Here is a 16,110-nt window from a genome sequence, read left to right as displayed (position 1 = left end):
ATAGCAATGAACACCCGGCTGCATAGCACAGGATATGGATTGGAATGGTTGTAAAAAATTTGCCGGCACGTGCGGGGTACATTGCAGGTTTACTGCTTGCAGTGGTGATGGTGATCCTGTTTCTCGGGCCGTTCTGGTGGCCCGGTGAGTCAAGTTCCTGGGCTGCGTTCATTCGTGCGGCGCTGGTCATTGCCTTGCTCTGCGCGGCGCCGGCGCTGAGTCGGCGATCATTTTCAGTCAGTCCGCTGACATACACCGTCCTGCTGCTGTTCGCCTATCTGCTGATCAACAGCCTCATGGCAGACGACGACATGAAATCCCTGCGTCGGCTTCTGCTCATTCTTGTGTTTTTCATCGGCGTTGGCGTGATACCGGCAAGCGGCGCCTTCGACTGGGAAAAAATCCTCAAGATATCGGTGGCAGTGGTCGCGCTGTTCGCCGCGTTTTCGATGCTCAATCTCGCCATTCACGGCGCGTTCGTCCTGGGCTATCGGCAGATGTCGCTGTCCGGGTCGGGCATTACCGACGTGGCGGACTTCGGCAACACCATCGTTGCCGGCATGAACTACGGCTTGTTTCTGCTGGCCGGGATCTGGCTGACGTTACGTTCCAGGCGCCGTGCCGAAATCGTCCTCTGGCTGCTGTGCTGCGCCCTTATTGCCACCTACATCTATTTCACTTTCGCACGCAGCGCCTGGTTGGCGTCATCGGTCGGCGGGCTGGTGCTGCTTGGCACCATGACCAGCGGCAAGCTGCGTCGCAACATCCTGATCCCGGCGGCTATCGTCATCGCGCTCGTGCTTATATTCGGCTTCAGCGAGTTGGCTTACGAAGTGCAGACCCGCGGCGTGACGGGGCGCAACGAAGTCTGGCTCGCAGTGTTCGAGCGACTGGCCGGCCATTGGTGGTTCGGGGTTGGCGCGGGCACGCCACTGGGCGAGGTTCACCTCTCGACCGGGCAAATCGTGCGCAACACCCACGGCCTGTATTTCGAGGTGCTTTACCAGTTCGGCATCGTCGGTCTGGCGCTGCTGCTGGCAACCATGCTGCACGCGGGCGCGTGTCTGGCTCGAGCGCGCAAGATCTCGGAGATCGCGCGGCTCTGGCTGGCGATCCTCTGCTCCGTCGGCGTGGTGATGACGGTTGAGCTGCACACCTTTGTCGGTTCACCCGATCTTGTATGGGAATGGCTCTGGCTGCCCCTCGCAGGCGCGGTCGCCATCTCGCGGGAGGCGCGGCGTGCTGAGGATTGAAGCGCGGGGCGAGCAACGCTGGCTGGTAGGGCAGGATCTGGAAGTTTGCCTGCAGGACTTTGCGCATTCCTGGGGTTCTGTCACGGGGCCGGTGTTGCTGCTGGCTTCCGGACCGTCAGCGAACGAATTCCCGCTTCACCGTTACCGCAGTCTGCCGGTCGTTGCCATGAACGGTTCGATCGTGCGCTGCGTCGAAGAGGGCATACGGCCTTTCTACTACCTGTGTGATGACCCGAATTTTGTCATCGGCCGGTCGGCGCTGGCGCTGATGGGGGTCAGCCACGGCGAGCACCTGGCGATGAGTCTGGATGTGCTTCAGGCGATTCACTCGGCCGACGCCACCGCCTTGAGCGGCAAGAAGATCTATCTGCTGGAGCGGGTCAACCGCCAGGACGGAAGGGCGGTGATGTCGGATCGGGCCTATGCATGGTCTATCCGTAACGACGACGAGCTGATTTCAAACTTCTCTCTTTTGCGTCGAAAACCAAACCGTATCGGCTTCAGCCTTAACCTCAAACGCGGCTATTTCGGCAGCCGAACCATTCCTTTCGGCGCCTTGCAGCTGGTTTGCCATCTGGCGTTTCGTCAGGTGTTCGTGGTCGGCATGGACCTGCGTCAGGGCGGGGGGCGCTTTTACGAGAAAGGAGAAGCGGCTTTGCCCAGCAGCCTGGATGAGGATTTCGAGCAATACATCCTGCCAAGCTTCGCGCTGATGGCCCGCAAAATCCTGCCCCGAACCGGCATGCAGGTTTTCAATCTATCCAGCGTCAGTCGCATGCCAGAGCGGGTCATTCCCAAAATCACCCTGCAGCGCCTCGACGAGCTGTTGGGCGTTGAACCCGGCGCGTCTACGCAAACAGCGCCGTCAACCGGGCAGTGAAGTGGACGCTCCGGCCTTTGGTGTAAGCCGAAATAAAAGCCACGCCCGTATCGCTTTCCACCAGCCAAGCGCGATCTTCCTTATACCTGAGCAGGTGCTGGAAATTGCGCAGCCGCTTCGAGTCGCTCAACCCTCTACGCTGGCACTTCATGTCAGAGATATCGATCAGCCCCAGTTTCGACTCGGGGGTAAGGATCACGTTGCCCAGATGCAACGAGCGGAAGTAGACGCCGCGATCGTGCAAGTGGGCGATAAACGTACCCAGCTCAGCCCGCAGCGGCGCGCTTTCACCGTGCTCTTTCAGCACCTGGCGGATGGTCAGGCCGGGCAACGGCGTGTAGCGCACGGCGTCGCGGCTTATGCTGGCAATTCGGTAGGTGGCGATCACTTCAGGGCAGGGGACGGCGCGCTTTTTGAGGGCGTCGATGTTGTCGGCGAAGCGTTGCGCGTAGGGAAACAGCAAGGCCGAGCTGATCAGGCGCTTGCGGCGGAACAGTTTGAGAATGGTGCCGTCCTCAAGCAACAGAACCTTGTCCCCGGATCCGTCCGCTTCGAGCACGGTGGCGTTTTCTCGCAAAGCCAGATAGGCGCTGTGTTCCATTGGGTGCATCGGCATACTTACCTGAACAAATGCGGCATGTTACCCGAGTCGGCCCCGCTTGGGTCGCGGCAGGGGTCGACAAATATGGGTTGTGCTACCATGCCCGCCTAATTTTTTCGTGCGGATTCCCATGAGCAGTCCTGATCCTCAAGCTAAAACGACCCTGGCGATTTACTTCCGCCTGTTGACCTATGTGCGGCCGTATATAGGCCTTTTCTGCTTGAGCATTGTCGGCTTTCTGATCTTTGCGTCCACCCAGCCGATGCTCGCCTACATCCTCAAATACTTCGTCGATGGCCTGGCCAATCCCGAGGCCAGCCTGTTCCCCGGCAACCCTTATATTGGCCACCTGCAATTGCTGCAGGCGGTGCCACTGATGATCGTGCTGATCGCGGCGTGGCAAGGTGCCGGCTCGTATCTGGGCAACTTCTTCCTGGCCCGCGTCTCCCTGGGGCTGGTGCATGACCTGCGTGTCGTGCTGTTCAACAAATTGCTCACGCTGCCCAACCGCTTCTTCGATAACAGCAACTCCGGGCACCTGATCTCGCGCATCACCTTCAACGTGACCATGGTCACCGGCGCTGCCACTGACGCGATCAAAGTCGTGATTCGTGAAGGCATGACAGTCATCTTCCTGTTCGGCGCGCTGCTGTGGATGAACTGGAAATTGACCCTTGTGATGCTGGCGATCCTGCCGCTCATCGCGGTCATGGTGAACAGCACCAGCAAGAAGTTTCGCAAGCAGAGCAAGAAGATTCAGGTGGCCATGGGCGACGTGACCCACGTGGCGTCCGAAACTATCCACGGCTATCGCGTGGTCCGCAGCTTTGGCGGCGAAGACTACGAAAAGGCCCGTTTTGAAAAGGCCAGCCGCAGCAACACCAAAAAGCAGCTGGCGATGACCAAGACCGGCGCCGTTTACACGCCGATGCTGCAATTGGTGACCTACAGCGGCATGGCTGTTGTGATGTTCCTTGTCCTTTATCTGCGCGGCGACTCCTCGGCGGGCGATCTGGTGGCTTACATCACCATGGCCGGCCTGCTGCCCAAGCCGATCCGCCAGCTGTCTGAAGTCAGTTCCACCATCCAGAAAGGCGTCGCCGGTGCGGAGAGCATCTTCGAGCAGCTGGATGAGCCGACCGAACAGGACCTGGGCACCGTTGAACGCGACAAGGTTTCAGGCCGTCTGGAGGTGAAAAACCTCACGTTCACCTACCCGGGAACTGAAAAGCGCGTGCTGGACGACGTGAGTTTTGTCGCCGAAGCCGGCCAGATGGTCGCGCTGGTGGGCCGTTCCGGCAGCGGTAAATCCACGTTGGCGAGCCTGATTCCGCGTTTCTACGATCATGTGCAGGGCCAGATCCTCCTTGATGGCGTCGAGACTCAGGACTACACCCTGCGCAGCCTGCGCCGGCAGATCGCGCTGGTGAACCAGAACGTCACGCTGTTCAACGACACCATCGCCAACAACATCGCGTATGGCGATCTGGCCGGCGTGCCGCTGGAAGAAATCAAGAAAGCCTCGGCCGATGCCTATTCGGACGAGTTCATCGACAAGTTGCCTCAGCAGTACCAGACCCTCGTCGGAGAGAACGGCGTGCTGCTGTCTGGCGGCCAGCGTCAGCGTTTGGCGATTGCTCGCGCGCTGCTGAAAAATGCGCCGCTGCTGATTCTCGACGAAGCGACTTCGGCGCTGGATACCGAATCCGAGCGCCATATTCAGAAGGCGCTGGAGAAGGTCATGCAGGGCCGTACCACGCTGGTGATCGCCCACCGTCTGACCACCATCGAAAAAGCCGATGTCATTCTGGTCATGGACGAAGGCCGTATCGTCGAGCGCGGTTCCCATGCCGAACTGCTGGGGAAGAACGGTTACTACACGCGCCTGCATGCCAAACAGTTCGAAGAAACCGAGCCTGTCGAAATCGACCGGGCAGTCGATGCATGCTGAGTCACTTGCGCGCATGGCGTGAGCGAGGCTGGACCCCGATCGATGCAACGACCTACGCCAACGCGTGGCAGCAGTTCGGTGGCAGCGTTGCCACGCACCCGCAAGTGATCGAGCGTCTGGCCGGGCTGGCGGACATTCCGGTGCGTTATCTGGGATGGCTGCAAAACGGCAACATTGTCGCTGCGGTTGCCTGCTGGGGCCGGGATCTGGCGCTGGCCAAGAAGGTGCTCAAGCAGCGTGATCGGCGTGTCTTCGATCTGGGTAACGCGGAAATCATTCTGCCGATCGCCCCAGGCGTGACAGTGCCGGTGCGCCAGCGCATGAGTTACGTGTCGGAGCTGAACGCCGGTCAGATCGACACGCTCAAGCCGCAAGCCGAAAGCCTGGCGATCGCCCGCGCGCCTGAAGACTACTCCAAGAAATTCCGCTACAACCAGCGCCGCGAGCAGCGTTTGCTTGAAGAGGCGGGCGGGGTTATGCAGCCGATGCTGGATTTCACGTCCGAGGAACAAGCCCGCATTTACTCAAGCCTGTTTCATGCGCGCTGGGGCTTCGACGTGCCGGGCAAGGATCACCTGGCCAAGGTGTTCGAGCTGATGCGCGAGTTCATGACCGGCTCGATGATCCTGCTGGAGGGCAAGCCCATTGCCGCTCAGGTGCTGTACAGGGTCGAGTCGCCACACTGGGTGTCCGTCGAATACATCAATGGCGGTGTTGATCCGGCCCATCAGGCGTTGAGCGCCGGCAGCGTGCTGAGCTTCGTCAACACTCAGAACGCCTGGGCTGACGCGAGGGCGGTGAACAAGCCATTGCGCTATTCCTTCGGTCGCTCCGATCGCGAATACAAAGACCGCTGGTGCCAGACGGTGCCTGTCTACAAGGTTGGATGACATGTCCGGGCGCAAGCAGCAGCTTCTGAAACGACATCGGCGCAACAAGCGTCTGGCGCTGATCATCGGTCTGGCGCTGCTGATCGGCATTGGCGTCTGGGTCGCGTGGTGGCTGGTGCCGTTGCTGATTGTTGCTGCCTGGGTGGCCCACGAAGCCTGGTTCTCCGACCATCTGTTTTATTCGCCCAAGAGCGATTACCACTATCAGTTTCCCGACGCGGCCCAGGCGCAGCCGGTTTCCGTCGTCAACGGCATGCTGCAACTGAGCGAGCCGTTGGCCGAAGGCGAAACGCTGCTGCTGGAGCTCGACCTGCGCAGCAGCTGGCTCGGTCGCTGGCTGGACCCGTACGTATTGGCGGGCGACGACCGCCAGGATTTCGAACGAGGGTTTGCCGGGCGTCGCTACGTGAACCTCACCGGCCAGCGAGACGTCGTTGCAGACAGCACGTTGCGCCTCAAAGGCGGGTTCTGCCGCATCGCCGACACCGGCCGTTTGTACGTGCTGATCAACCCGGATTACCGCCATCAGCGGTTGATGATCCTCGCACCCCACGCCGACGATGCCGAACTGGCAGCGTTTGGCCTGTACAGCCAGGCCGCCGATTGCAGCATCGTTACGGTGACTCAGGGCGAAATCGAGGCCGAACGCTACGAACAACTGGGGCTGAACCGCGCCGATGCTGCGCGGCTCAAGGGTCGCCTGCGCACGTGGGACAGTCTGGCGATTCCGCTGTGGGGCGGTGTGCCGCAGAGTCAGTGCGTGCAACTGGGCTACTACTGCCTGCAACTGCCGGCCATGGCCCAGTCGCCGGATCAGCCGTTTGGCTCCCGCGACTCTTCAGAGACCGACATCCGCAGCGCGCGGCAGCAAAATCCTTTGCCGTTGCCGGGTGATCAGGACGGCGCGCCGACCTGGAACAATCTCGTGGCCGATCTCGCTGCGCTGCTGGACGCCTATCGGCCGGACGTCATTGTCATGCCGCACCCGGAACTCGATCCCCATGCTGATCACATCGCCACGACTCAAGCGTTATATGAAGCGGTGAGCAGAAGCGCGCACACGCCCGAGGTGGCGCTGTTCTACGCCAATCACCTGCACGACAACGACCGCTGGCCCATGGGCCTGGCCGGTAAAGGCGTCGCGCTGCCGCCGTTTGTTGAAGCACCGTCGGTTGATCAGCTCTGGAGTACGTCGCTCGGTTCGGACGTGCAACTTGATAAGGCCATGGCCCTGGCGATGCAGCATGACCTTCAGGGACCGCCACCCTTTAAGAAGCGCCTGCGCCGGCAGATTCAACGCTGGCTGGCCGGTCGCGAATGGCCGCTGACGGGAGACGACGAATTCTTCCGCAAGGCTGTTCGCCGGCATGAGGTGTTCTGGGTTCGCCGCTTTCCGCGCCCGTAACTGCAACAGTGGATGCGCGATTCGTTGCACCACTTAAAGCGCCATGTGAAGCGCTGCTTGAAGCACTAAGGGATTCGAGGCCAACCGGCCAGCCAGCGCTGATCGCTGTGCTAAGATTCCGTCCTTGTCCATTTCTGCCACGGGTTGTTCGATGAAGTTGTCCATGCCGCGTTTTGATCAGGCTCAAGTGTTAGTTGTCGGCGATGTCATGCTCGACCGCTACTGGCACGGTGGCACTTCCAGAATCTCCCCTGAAGCACCGGTGCCGGTGGTCAAAGTCGACCAGATCGAAGACCGTCCGGGCGGTGCCGCCAACGTGGCGTTGAACATTGCAGCGCTGGGCGCCAAGGCGTCCCTGGTGGGTGTCACCGGCACCGACGAAGCCGCTGACAGCCTGAGCAACAGCCTCAAGGCCGCTGGTGTGATCGCCTGTTTCCAGCGCATTGCCCACCAGCCCACCATCGTCAAATTACGCGTCATGAGCCGGCACCAGCAGCTCCTGCGCATCGACTTCGAAGAACCCTTTGCTACTGACCCCGAGGCGCTGAGCCGCGACGTCGATGCCTTGCTCGACGGCATCAAAGTCCTGGTCTTGTCCGACTACGGCAAAGGCGCGCTGAAGAACCATCAAGTCCTGATCAAGGCGGCCCGGGATCGTGGCATTCCCGTGCTCGCCGACCCCAAGGGCAAAGACTTCGCGATCTATCGTGGCGCCAGCTTGATCACCCCCAACCTCAGTGAATTCGAAGCCATCGTCGGCCACTGCGTCGACGAGGCAGAGCTGGTCGCCAAAGGCGCCGCGCTGATGAAGGACCTCGATCTGGGTGCGTTGCTGGTCACTCGTGGCGAACACGGCATGACCCTGCTGCGCCCGGACCAACCGACGCTGCACCTTCCGGCCCGCGCGCGGGAAGTCTTCGACGTGACGGGTGCTGGGGATACAGTTATTTCCACGCTGGCAGCGGCCATTGCGGCGGGTGAGGAGTTGCCGCACGCGGTCGCGCTGGCGAACCTTGCGGCGGGCATCGTCGTGGGCAAGCTCGGTACGGCGGCGATCAGCGCGCCCGAGTTGCGTCGTGCCATCCAGCGCGCCGAAGGCTCCGAGCGCGGCGTGCTGACCCTCGATCAGTTGTTGCTGGCAATCGACGACGCCCGTGCCCACAACGAAACCATCGTATTCACCAACGGCTGCTTCGACATTCTGCACGCCGGCCATGTCACCTACCTGGAACAGGCCCGCGCGCAGGGCGATCGGCTGATCGTGGCGGTCAACGACGACGCGTCGGTGAGTCGCCTGAAAGGCCCGGGCCGCCCGATCAACAGCGTTGATCGACGCATGGCCGTGCTGGCAGGTCTGGGCGCGGTGGATTGGGTGATCAGCTTCCCGGAAGGCACCCCGGAAAAACTCTTGACCCATGTGCGTCCGGACGTGCTGGTGAAGGGCGGGGACTACTCGGTTGACCAAGTCGTCGGCGCCGACATCGTCGCCTCTTATGGCGGCACCGTGAAAGTGCTGGGACTGGTCGCCAACAGCTCGACGACAGCCATCGTCGACAAGATCCGCAGTCAGGACTGATCCGACGCCCGCAGCGCAGAGTGGCACCCTTGCCGCTGCCATTTTTGTATTCGCAGTTCGGTATATGAACGTATGAAAGTCATGTTACTGGTGATGGATGAACAGCGCGTCATACTGGACGGCTTGTACGAAACCGTGCGGCAGCATTGTGACGACTGCGTCATCTTTCGCCTGAGCAAGCAACAGCAGTTGAATCTCGGGCCGTTTCTGGCCTCGGTCGATTATCAGAGCTACGACCGGGTGGTGATCTTCTCCCGGGTCAAGCGGCTTGCTCGCCAGCCCGCGGTGCTCAAGTGCATTCCGGGGCTGATCTTTCTTGAGCACGATGCCTATCAGAACTACATGGCCGCCAGCAAATACCACGGGATGTATTCGCGCGTGTACCGGCAGCTGCCGTGGAGTCGCGCGCTGGTCTCCGGCGCGGTTGTCGCGCGACGCATGTGCGACGAAGGCATCGATGCGGTGTTCGTGTCCAAGGGCTATGACCAGGAAATGCTGCGTAACCTCGGCCAGCCCCGGGACATCCCTGTGGGCTTTCTCGGCAGCCTGAAAAGCCGCGAGTATTCCCAGCGCAAGCAATTGGTGGAAAACCTCGCACAGCGCGCCGGCATGCTGGTGACACGCACGGCCTCTGGCGCCGAATACCTCGAAACCCTCAATCGCATCAAGATTTTCGTCAGTGCCGACATCGGCATGGGCGAGTTCATGATCAAGAATTTCGAGGCCATGGCCTGCGGCTGCGTGCTGCTCGCATGGAGTCAGGGTGAAGAGGACGACCTGCTGGGTTTCGAGGAGGGGCGCAACGTCATGTTCTACCGCTCCGAAGACGAAGCCGTCGAGAAGATCCGCCTGCTGCAGAGCGATCCTGATCTTGCTGCGCGCATCGCTAGCGACGGGCAAAGATTCGCCGAAGAGCGCTATGCCTTTGCCCGCGTGGGCCGCGATCTGGCCGATGAAATTCAGCGGCCGATGCGCCCGTGGCAGCGTCCGTCCGCGCTGATCCGTGCCTGGGTCAAGTTGCGCCATGGCATGCAGGTGCCGGCCTGATGACGCTGCCGTCAGACCACGACAGCGCCGCGCCCAGTGAACACTTTGTACTGCCAGGCGCCGATCAGGACGTGTTCGGCGCGCTTCCCGCTGCGCTGCGCCAGTGCCTGGCGAACGCTGCACGGGTGATCCTGATCGCCAACAACCCTGCCATCACCCACGCGGATTTCGATGCCTTGGGCGTGGGCGCCGACGATGTAGTGGTCAGCTTCAATCTGTGCATCAAGGCCGCTCTGCTGAAGCCTGCAAGCGTCAACCTGTTCGTCCACGGCTTCAACGCGCCCGACTGTTACTTCTTCGGGCTTCCCGCCTCGACGGACGTGACGCAGCTCTCGACCCAACCTGAGTCGCGTTGCTTCACGCTGCTGGTGGGCTGCGCCGTGCCGCTGTGCCCGCTGCCAGACGTCGCGCTGTATCGGGACCGCATTCCGTTGCCGGCACTGGCCGAGCATTACCCGGTCGATCGCCCCAACGGCAAGCGCTTCGTGGGTCCCTCCACGGGTTTCAACGTGCTGGTGCTGCTCGACTGGCTGCGCGCTCATGCCGGTTACCGCTACAGGCTCATGACCCTGGGTTTTTCCAACGAAGCCGGCAAGCTCTGGGGCGGCCACGCCTGGGACTATGAGCGCAACTGGCTGCTGGGCGCAGATGTTGAAGTGGTCGCCCTCAAGCCCCGGAGTTGGTGGCGCAAGCTGTTATTTCGTAAGTGAACGAGCCCGTCCGCCGCTTGAGCGCGCGCGTCCAGGCGCATCGCCATTGATCCCGGAGAGTTTGTCAGTGCTGAACATTGCGGTCGCGTTTTTTGGTATCCCGCGCAACTCGGAAATCTGTTTTCCTTCCATCGAGGAAAACGTCCTTGGCCAGTTGCCGAAGGGCAGCAACGTCAAATGCTTTTACCACCTCTACAAAATTGACGAAGTGCACAACCAGCGCTCGGCGGAGAAGGGTGAGCTGAAGGCGCAAAACTACGACGTTTTTCAGCCGATGACGGGGGTGCTCGAATCCACCGACGGCGTGCTCGAACGCTGGGATTTCGATCGGGTCAAGGCGATGGGCGACACTTGGGGCGACGAGCACGTCTCCCTGCGCAACCTGATCTATCAGCTCAATTCACTGCACACGGTCACGGGCATGATGGAGTCGTTCGATCCGGACTTCGTGGTGTTCGTGCGCCCGGACAATTTCTTCCATTCGCCGCTGCCGGGTCATGTCTTTCATTCGCCGCACGCACGACGGCTGAACGCCTATATTCCGGACTGGCAGTGGTGGGGCGGTTTGAACGATCGCTTCGCCATTTGCGGCCGCGATGTTTATCGCGCCTATGGCAAACGGATCGAGCGCATCTTCGAGTTCTGCGAAGCGACAGGCCGCAAGCTGCACTCTGAGCGCTTGCTCAAATATGCGCTGCTCAAGGCCGACGCCCGCATCTGCACGCTGCCGACGACCGCTTCGCGGGTGCGTATCACCGGCGCCTTCGCCGAGGAGTCGTTCTCACCGAAGCGCGGGATGGGCAAGCGCGAAAACCGCTATTTTCACTTCTTCGCCCGGCTGCGGACCTGGCGTGACAAGCGCCTCTCTGACAAAGAGTGAATTGCGGTCTACTTGTGCAGGCCGCCGCGAACCAGTCTGACCAGCCTCCGTGCCTTGATCCGCAGCTTGGTCAGCCCTGACTTGGGCTTCTTCTTCGGTGTGAGGCCCTGCTGCACCAGCCAGTCCTTCCAGCGAATCCGCTCCTCGCGCACCACCCAGCCCTCCTGGGGAGCGAAGCTTTCAGCGAGATAAAGTCCCCGTGTGCCGGCGGGTGAAAGCTTGTCGTTCTTCAGGGTGTACAGCTCGGGCAGGGGCGAGCCGTTTTCCAGCGGCATCAGGTACAGATCCGGTTTGCTGCGATTGAGGCGCGCGACCAGTTCGTTGTTTTCCAGGCTTTCATCGACGTGGAACAGGCTCAGCGGGCGAGCTTCTTTCGGCACCTCCAGGCGCATGTCGTAGATCAGTTGCAACGACGCCGTCGGCAAATGGACGTAAGCGCGGGGCCGCTCGATCAGCGTGAGGCTGCCGCAACGCACAGGGCGTGCCGCGCCGGAAAGCGGCGTGAGGCGAAAGGGCATCGCTTCGCGGTAATGCAACGCTGCCGCATAAGGCGCTGGCAGCCAGGTTTCATTGAAGCGCCCACCGAGCCAGCCTTGCGGCGTCTCGATCAGGCATTCCTCGGCGACTTCCTGCACCGCCGTGTGCAACGGCAGGTTGAGCTCGTGGGCGGGCACGTAGCCGGAGATCAGCTTGAGCACCACATCCCCACGGTCCTGACGGCGCTGGCGAACCAGCACCCAGTAATCGCGGTTCTGCCAGCGCAAGGTCAGGCGCACCGAGACGCCGAGATTGGCCAGCTCGGTGGAAAACCGTTCGCTGTCCTCCACGTCGATCTTGCGACGCCGCGCCAGGGTCTGGGAGAAATTCAGCGGCATCCCGACGCTCTGGTAGGTCAGGCTTTCCGGGATGGCTTCGACGAATAGCGGAAGGGTCTTGAAGTTACTGGGGTTCTTTCGAATCAGGGTTCGCGGCATATCGGCTCCTTCTTGCGTTGGGGTCGGCCGTTCGTCTCAGGGCTGACGACGGATCACGGCAGCGGCGGTTGCCACGTTATGGGCCAGATGCAGCGGATTGATGGTGCCGACGATAGCACCGGTGACGCCGGGATGTTCAAACAGCAGCTCGAAACTGGCACGCACAGGATCGACACCGGGGCTCAGGCAAACGTGCCCGCTGGCCAGCGCTTTTTTGACCAGTACCCCTTTGCCGTGTGCAGCAGCGTAGTCGAGGACCGGCTTTTCGCCCTGTTCGTTGAGGTTGTACGTGACCATCGCGCAGTCGCCGTCCTGCAAGGCCAGCAGCCCGCCCTCGACGGTCTTGCCGGAAAAGCCGAACCCTCGAATCTTGCCCTCGCGCTTGAGCGCTTCCAGGGTCTGGTAGACGGCGCATTCGTTGAGAACGTGCAGGTCGTTGCCGTCGGAATGCACCAGCACCAGATCGATGAAGTCGGTTTCCAGGCGCTGCAGGCTGCGTTCCACCGACAGCCGCGTATGTTCGGCGCTGAAATCATGCCGAGACTGGCCGGCTTCAAACTCCTCGCCGACCTTGCTGACGATCACCCAGTCCTTGCGCTGCCCGCGCAGCAGCGGGCCGAGGCGCTCTTCGCTGCGACCGTACGCCGGGGCGGTGTCGATCAAATTGATGCCCAGATCCCGCGCCAGCTTCAGCAGCATCTGCGCTTCGACGTCGTCGGGAATCGTGAAGCCATTGGGGTACTTCACGCCCTGATCTCTGCCCAGCTTCACCGTGCCCAGGCCCAAGGGGGAGACGTTGATGCCGAGGGTGCCGAGCGGTCGATGCAGATCGTGCAGGGTCTTCATGGCAACAGTTGATCCCAGACAGGAATGGCGAGGGGCGGCTTGGGGAAGTCGGTGTACGGCGGTTGCGGGGTGGGGTGAATGTCATCCCTAGACAACGAGGCCAGCACGCGATCGGCAAAGTCGGGGGCCAGTGCCAGCTTGGTGGGCCAGCCGACCAGCAACCGGCCCTGCACGTCGACAAAGGCGTTATCCGGGCGCACCAGACCGCTTTGCTGCGGCTCGGCGCGGTCCACGCGGAGGGTGGCGAACTGCGCCTCGCTGAGGTCGACCCAGGGCAGCAGATTCGCGAGCTCTTTTTTCGCAGCAGCGATCTGCTCGGCAGGGTCGCGGGCGACGCCTTCGGCTTCAGCAATGTCGCCGCCCAGGTACCAGACCCACTGCCCGTCTGCCGCTGGATGCGTCGTGACAGTGATTCGTGGTTTCGGCCCGCCACCCAGGCAATGCGCGTACAGCGGTTTAAGCGTCGGGCCCTTGACCAGCACCATGTGCAGCGGCCGGCGTTGCATGGTCGGCTGGCTGACGTTCAGCGCCTTGAGCAGATCAGCCATGCCTTCGCCGGCACTGAGCACCACTCGCTGCGCATGGATCTCGCGGCCGTCGACGCGCAGTCCGACCAGTTCGCCGTCGCGGCGCAGCGGCTCGATGTCCTGGCCCGCAAGCAGGCTGTCGCCCGCCAGCTCCGCCAGTTTTTTCACCAGACTGGGGATGTCGATGACCAGCTCGGCCAGCCGGTACACCTTGCCTTTGAAGCGCGGATCCTGAAGCGCAGGCGGCAAGTCGCTGCCCTTGACCTGATCAACGCGCCCGCGCACGGCCTTGCTGGCGAAGAAGCTGGTGAGGTTGCCGGCGATGGTCCCTGGCGACCAAAGGTAGTGGGCTTCCGAGAGCAGGCGGACGCCCGACAGGTTCAGCTCGCCTTTGCCGGCCAGTGCTTCGCGCCAGCGACGGGGCATATCGGCGATCGCTTCGGAGGCGCCGGACAGCGCGCCGTGCAGTGCGTATTTGGCGCCGCCGTGAATGATCCCCTGGGATTTGAGTGTCTGCCCGCCACCCAGGCTGGCCTTTTCCACCACCACCGTTGAAAAGCCCTGATGCCGCAGCCGCGCGTTGAGCCAGAGACCGGCAACGCCTGCGCCGACAATCAGGACGTCAGTGGAAATAGCAGATGACATGGGCACCTCAAATGGCGAAACGAATGGCGGCATTATAGGGGAAGGCTGTTTTCAGTAACCCCCTTAATGACCTGCCGTCTTCGAGAACAGCTGGATCACTACGACGCCTGCGACGATCAGCCCCATGCCGGCGATGGCAGGCAGATCCAGTTTCTGGCCGTAAATAAACAGCGCGGCGATGCTGACCATGACGATGCCCATGCCCGCCCACACGGCGTATGCCACGCCAACCGGGATGGTGCGCACCACCAGCGTGAGCATCCAGAACGCAATGGCGTAACCGACGATCACCAGCAGCAGCGGGATCGGCGTGCTCAGGCCTTTGACGGCTTTCATGGACACGGTGCCGATGACCTCGGCACAGATGGCGATGGCCAGCAGGTAGTAAGCAGACATGGTGTCACTCCTTTTCAATGGCCGTCATTAAAGCGGCTAACCCGGTACTGAACAACCGGCGCCTGCGGCTGGCGGGTTGGCGGTTGGCGAATGTTCCGCAGCTGCCCGTACCTGATAAGACAGGCGAATCTCGATGCGAATCCGACAGCAATTGGCTGATAAACTCCGCGCCCATGAATAGAACCCTCTACAGCATCCTGTTCCACCTCGGCCTCCCATTGATCGCCCTGCGCTTGTGGCTGCGTTCGCGCAAGGCCCCGGCCTACGCGCAACGTGTCGGCGAGCGCTTCGCCATGGGCTTGCCCGCCATGCAGCGCGGCGGGATCTGGGTTCATGCAGTGTCGGTGGGCGAGAGCATCGCCGCCGCGCCGATGATTCGCGCGTTGCTGGCCCGCTATCCGCAGTTGCCGATCACCATTACCTGCATGACGCCGACCGGCTCGGAGCGCATTCAGTCGCTGTTCGCCAACGAGCCGCGCGTCCAGCATTGCTACCTGCCCTATGATTTTCCGTGGGCAGCCGGGCGTTTTCTCGATCATATCCAGCCGAAGATCGGCGTGATCATGGAAACCGAGCTGTGGCCCAATCACATTCATCAGTGTGCGAAGCGTGGCATTCCAACGGTGCTGGCGAACGCACGGCTGTCAGAGCGTTCGGCTCGCGGCTATGGACGCTTCGCCGGGCTGACTCGGCCGATGCTCGTCGAGATGAGCCTGATTGCCGTGCAGACCGAAACCGAGGCCCAACGCTTCCGTGACCTGGGCGCTCGGCCCGAGTGCGTCACCGTGACGGGTTCGATCAAGTTCGACCTGACCATTGATCCCCAACTGCTGGCGCGTGCCGTTCAGCAGCGTCAGCAATGGCAGACCCTGCAGCGTCCGGTCTGGATTGCCGCGAGCACTCATGCTGGCGAAGATGAAGTGGTACTGGCCGCTCATCGCACGGTAATGGAAACCCATCCCGACGCGCTGTTGATTCTCGTGCCTCGTCACCCCGAGCGGTTCAACAGTGTGTTTGAGCTGAGCCGGCAGCAGGGATTCGCCAGCGTTCGGCGGTCGACGGCCGAGCCGGTAACGCCGGAAACCTCGGTTGTGACGGGCGACACCATGGGGGAGCTGCTGTTTCTGTATGCACTCGCCGACATCGCCTTCGTCGGCGGCAGCCTGGTGCCCAACGGTGGCCATAACCTGCTGGAGCCCGCGGCGCTGGATAAGCCTGTGTTAAGCGGCCCGCACCTGTTCAACTTCCTCGAAATCGCCGCGATGCTGCGCAGTGCCGGCGCGTTGGAAGAGGTCAGTGACTCGGCCGCATTGGTTGCCGCAGTGCGTGGTTTGATCGACCATCCCGAGAAAGCAAAGGCGATGGCTGATGCCGGGTTGGCCGTGATGAAAGCCAATCAAGGGGCGTTGCAGAAGTTGCTGGATGGGATTGGGCGGTTGTTGGGCTGATGTTGGCGAGCAAGCGGTCATCTGGAGGGCTTGCGCATAACGACAATCGTGCGCTCGGAGCAAATCCAATGTAGGAGGGAG

15 protein-coding genes are annotated in these 16,110 nt (G+C 61.7%); 10 read left to right on the top strand and 5 right to left on the bottom strand.

What is annotated here, in order from left to right:
• Window positions 1–44 precede the first annotated feature (44 nt).
• Window positions 45–1,253 (top strand): O-antigen ligase family protein, encoded by a 1,209-nt coding sequence (locus tag L4G42_RS21890; RefSeq protein WP_237253477.1) that lies wholly within the window; start codon window positions 45–47, stop codon window positions 1,251–1,253.
• Window positions 1,240–2,133 (top strand): lipopolysaccharide core biosynthesis protein, encoded by an 894-nt coding sequence (locus L4G42_RS21885; protein WP_237253476.1) that lies wholly within the window; start codon window positions 1,240–1,242, stop codon window positions 2,131–2,133. The genes L4G42_RS21890 and L4G42_RS21885 overlap by 14 nt, the downstream gene beginning before the upstream one ends.
• Here L4G42_RS21885 and L4G42_RS21880 read toward each other — a convergent pair.
• Window positions 2,102–2,743: a lipopolysaccharide kinase InaA family protein gene (locus L4G42_RS21880; RefSeq protein ID WP_237253475.1), complete on the bottom strand. Its 642-nt coding sequence runs from the start codon at window positions 2,741–2,743 to the stop codon at window positions 2,102–2,104. The two genes, L4G42_RS21885 and L4G42_RS21880, sit on opposite strands and share 32 nt — an antisense overlap.
• A 121-nt stretch (window positions 2,744–2,864) precedes the next feature.
• Here L4G42_RS21880 and msbA point away from each other — a divergent pair, with 121 nt between their 5' ends.
• The 7 genes from msbA (at window position 2,865) to L4G42_RS21845 (ending at window position 11,193) form a co-directional block, all read left to right on the top strand.
• Entirely contained in the window at window positions 2,865–4,685 is a 1,821-nt protein-coding gene (msbA, locus tag L4G42_RS21875) for a lipid A export permease/ATP-binding protein MsbA (protein ID WP_237253474.1), read from the top strand.
• A complete protein-coding gene (locus L4G42_RS21870; protein ID WP_237253473.1) occupies window positions 4,679–5,575 on the top strand; it encodes a GNAT family N-acetyltransferase in 897 nt (298 codons plus the stop codon). The genes msbA and L4G42_RS21870 overlap by 7 nt, the downstream gene beginning before the upstream one ends.
• Before the next feature lies 1 nt (window position 5,576).
• Window positions 5,577–6,980 carry a PIG-L deacetylase family protein gene (locus L4G42_RS21865; protein ID WP_237253472.1) on the top strand — a complete coding sequence of 468 codons (1,404 nt, stop codon included), beginning with the start codon at window positions 5,577–5,579 and terminating at the stop codon, window positions 6,978–6,980.
• Window positions 6,981–7,131: 151 nt separating this feature from the next.
• Window positions 7,132–8,556: a bifunctional D-glycero-beta-D-manno-heptose-7-phosphate kinase/D-glycero-beta-D-manno-heptose 1-phosphate adenylyltransferase HldE gene (gene hldE / locus L4G42_RS21860; RefSeq protein ID WP_237253471.1), complete on the top strand. Its 1,425-nt coding sequence runs from the start codon at window positions 7,132–7,134 to the stop codon at window positions 8,554–8,556.
• A 72-nt stretch (window positions 8,557–8,628) separates the two neighbouring features.
• Entirely contained in the window at window positions 8,629–9,603 is a 975-nt protein-coding gene (locus L4G42_RS21855) for a glycosyltransferase family protein (protein ID WP_237253470.1), read from the top strand.
• A complete protein-coding gene (locus L4G42_RS21850) occupies window positions 9,603–10,313 on the top strand; it encodes a hypothetical protein (protein ID WP_237253469.1) in 711 nt (236 codons plus the stop codon). The genes L4G42_RS21855 and L4G42_RS21850 overlap by 1 nt, the downstream gene beginning before the upstream one ends.
• Before the next feature lie 67 nt (window positions 10,314–10,380).
• Entirely contained in the window at window positions 10,381–11,193 is an 813-nt protein-coding gene (locus L4G42_RS21845; RefSeq protein ID WP_237253468.1) for a hypothetical protein, read from the top strand.
• Window positions 11,194–11,201: 8 nt separating this feature from the next.
• Here the strand turns inward: L4G42_RS21845 and L4G42_RS21840 are convergent, their stop codons facing one another.
• The 4 genes from L4G42_RS21840 to L4G42_RS21825 form a co-directional block, all read right to left on the bottom strand.
• Window positions 11,202–12,167, bottom strand: a complete 966-nt coding sequence (locus tag L4G42_RS21840; protein WP_237253467.1) for a metal ABC transporter ATPase — start codon at window positions 12,165–12,167, stop codon at window positions 11,202–11,204.
• A gap of 36 nt (window positions 12,168–12,203) precedes the next feature.
• A complete protein-coding gene (locus tag L4G42_RS21835) occupies window positions 12,204–13,013 on the bottom strand; it encodes an aldo/keto reductase (protein ID WP_237253466.1) in 810 nt (269 codons plus the stop codon).
• On the bottom strand, window positions 13,010–14,185 hold the full coding sequence (locus L4G42_RS21830) for an NAD(P)/FAD-dependent oxidoreductase (RefSeq protein ID WP_237253465.1): 1,176 nt from the start codon (window positions 14,183–14,185) through the stop codon (window positions 13,010–13,012). Before L4G42_RS21830 ends, L4G42_RS21835 begins: the two co-directional genes overlap by 4 nt.
• Before the next feature lie 63 nt (window positions 14,186–14,248).
• The gene (locus tag L4G42_RS21825) at window positions 14,249–14,581 is read right to left on the bottom strand and encodes a DMT family transporter (protein ID WP_133774590.1); all 333 of its coding nucleotides are present in this window, start codon (window positions 14,579–14,581) and stop codon (window positions 14,249–14,251) included.
• A 173-nt stretch (window positions 14,582–14,754) separates the two neighbouring features.
• On the opposite strand from L4G42_RS21825, the gene waaA reads away from it, so the two are divergent.
• Complete coding sequence (gene waaA, locus L4G42_RS21820) at window positions 14,755–16,029, top strand: lipid IV(A) 3-deoxy-D-manno-octulosonic acid transferase (RefSeq protein ID WP_237253464.1); 1,275 nt, start codon at window positions 14,755–14,757, stop codon at window positions 16,027–16,029.
• The last annotated feature ends 81 nt before the right edge of the window (window positions 16,030–16,110 follow it).

The organism is Pseudomonas petrae (assembly GCF_021728295.1).
Taxonomy (GTDB): domain Bacteria; phylum Pseudomonadota; class Gammaproteobacteria; order Pseudomonadales; family Pseudomonadaceae; genus Aquipseudomonas; species Aquipseudomonas petrae.
The sequence above is the reverse complement of the archived record's forward strand: the minus strand, read 5'-3'. Positions and strand labels throughout refer to the sequence as shown.

What these genes read in the sequence shown, in the direction of transcription:
- msbA (WP_237253474.1), top strand. Translation starts at nt 2,865, where the DNA reads ATGAGCAGTCCTGATCCTCAAGCTAAAACGACCCTGGCGATTTACTTC.
- L4G42_RS21865 (WP_237253472.1), top strand. Translation starts at nt 5,577, where the DNA reads ATGTCCGGGCGCAAGCAGCAGCTTCTGAAACGACATCGGCGCAACAAG.
- L4G42_RS21850 (WP_237253469.1), top strand. Translation starts at nt 9,603, where the DNA reads ATGACGCTGCCGTCAGACCACGACAGCGCCGCGCCCAGTGAACACTTT.
- L4G42_RS21855 (WP_237253470.1), top strand. Translation starts at nt 8,629, where the DNA reads ATGAAAGTCATGTTACTGGTGATGGATGAACAGCGCGTCATACTGGAC.
- waaA (WP_237253464.1), top strand. Translation starts at nt 14,755, where the DNA reads ATGAATAGAACCCTCTACAGCATCCTGTTCCACCTCGGCCTCCCATTG.
- L4G42_RS21840 (WP_237253467.1), bottom strand. Translation starts at nt 12,167, where the DNA reads ATGCCGCGAACCCTGATTCGAAAGAACCCCAGTAACTTCAAGACCCTT.
- L4G42_RS21835 (WP_237253466.1), bottom strand. Translation starts at nt 13,013, where the DNA reads ATGAAGACCCTGCACGATCTGCATCGACCGCTCGGCACCCTCGGCATC.
- L4G42_RS21890 (WP_237253477.1), top strand. Translation starts at nt 45, where the DNA reads ATGGTTGTAAAAAATTTGCCGGCACGTGCGGGGTACATTGCAGGTTTA.
- L4G42_RS21880 (WP_237253475.1), bottom strand. Translation starts at nt 2,743, where the DNA reads ATGCACCCAATGGAACACAGCGCCTATCTGGCTTTGCGAGAAAACGCC.
- L4G42_RS21830 (WP_237253465.1), bottom strand. Translation starts at nt 14,185, where the DNA reads ATGTCATCTGCTATTTCCACTGACGTCCTGATTGTCGGCGCAGGCGTT.
- L4G42_RS21825 (WP_133774590.1), bottom strand. Translation starts at nt 14,581, where the DNA reads ATGTCTGCTTACTACCTGCTGGCCATCGCCATCTGTGCCGAGGTCATC.
- hldE (WP_237253471.1), top strand. Translation starts at nt 7,132, where the DNA reads ATGAAGTTGTCCATGCCGCGTTTTGATCAGGCTCAAGTGTTAGTTGTC.
- L4G42_RS21870 (WP_237253473.1), top strand. Translation starts at nt 4,679, where the DNA reads ATGCTGAGTCACTTGCGCGCATGGCGTGAGCGAGGCTGGACCCCGATC.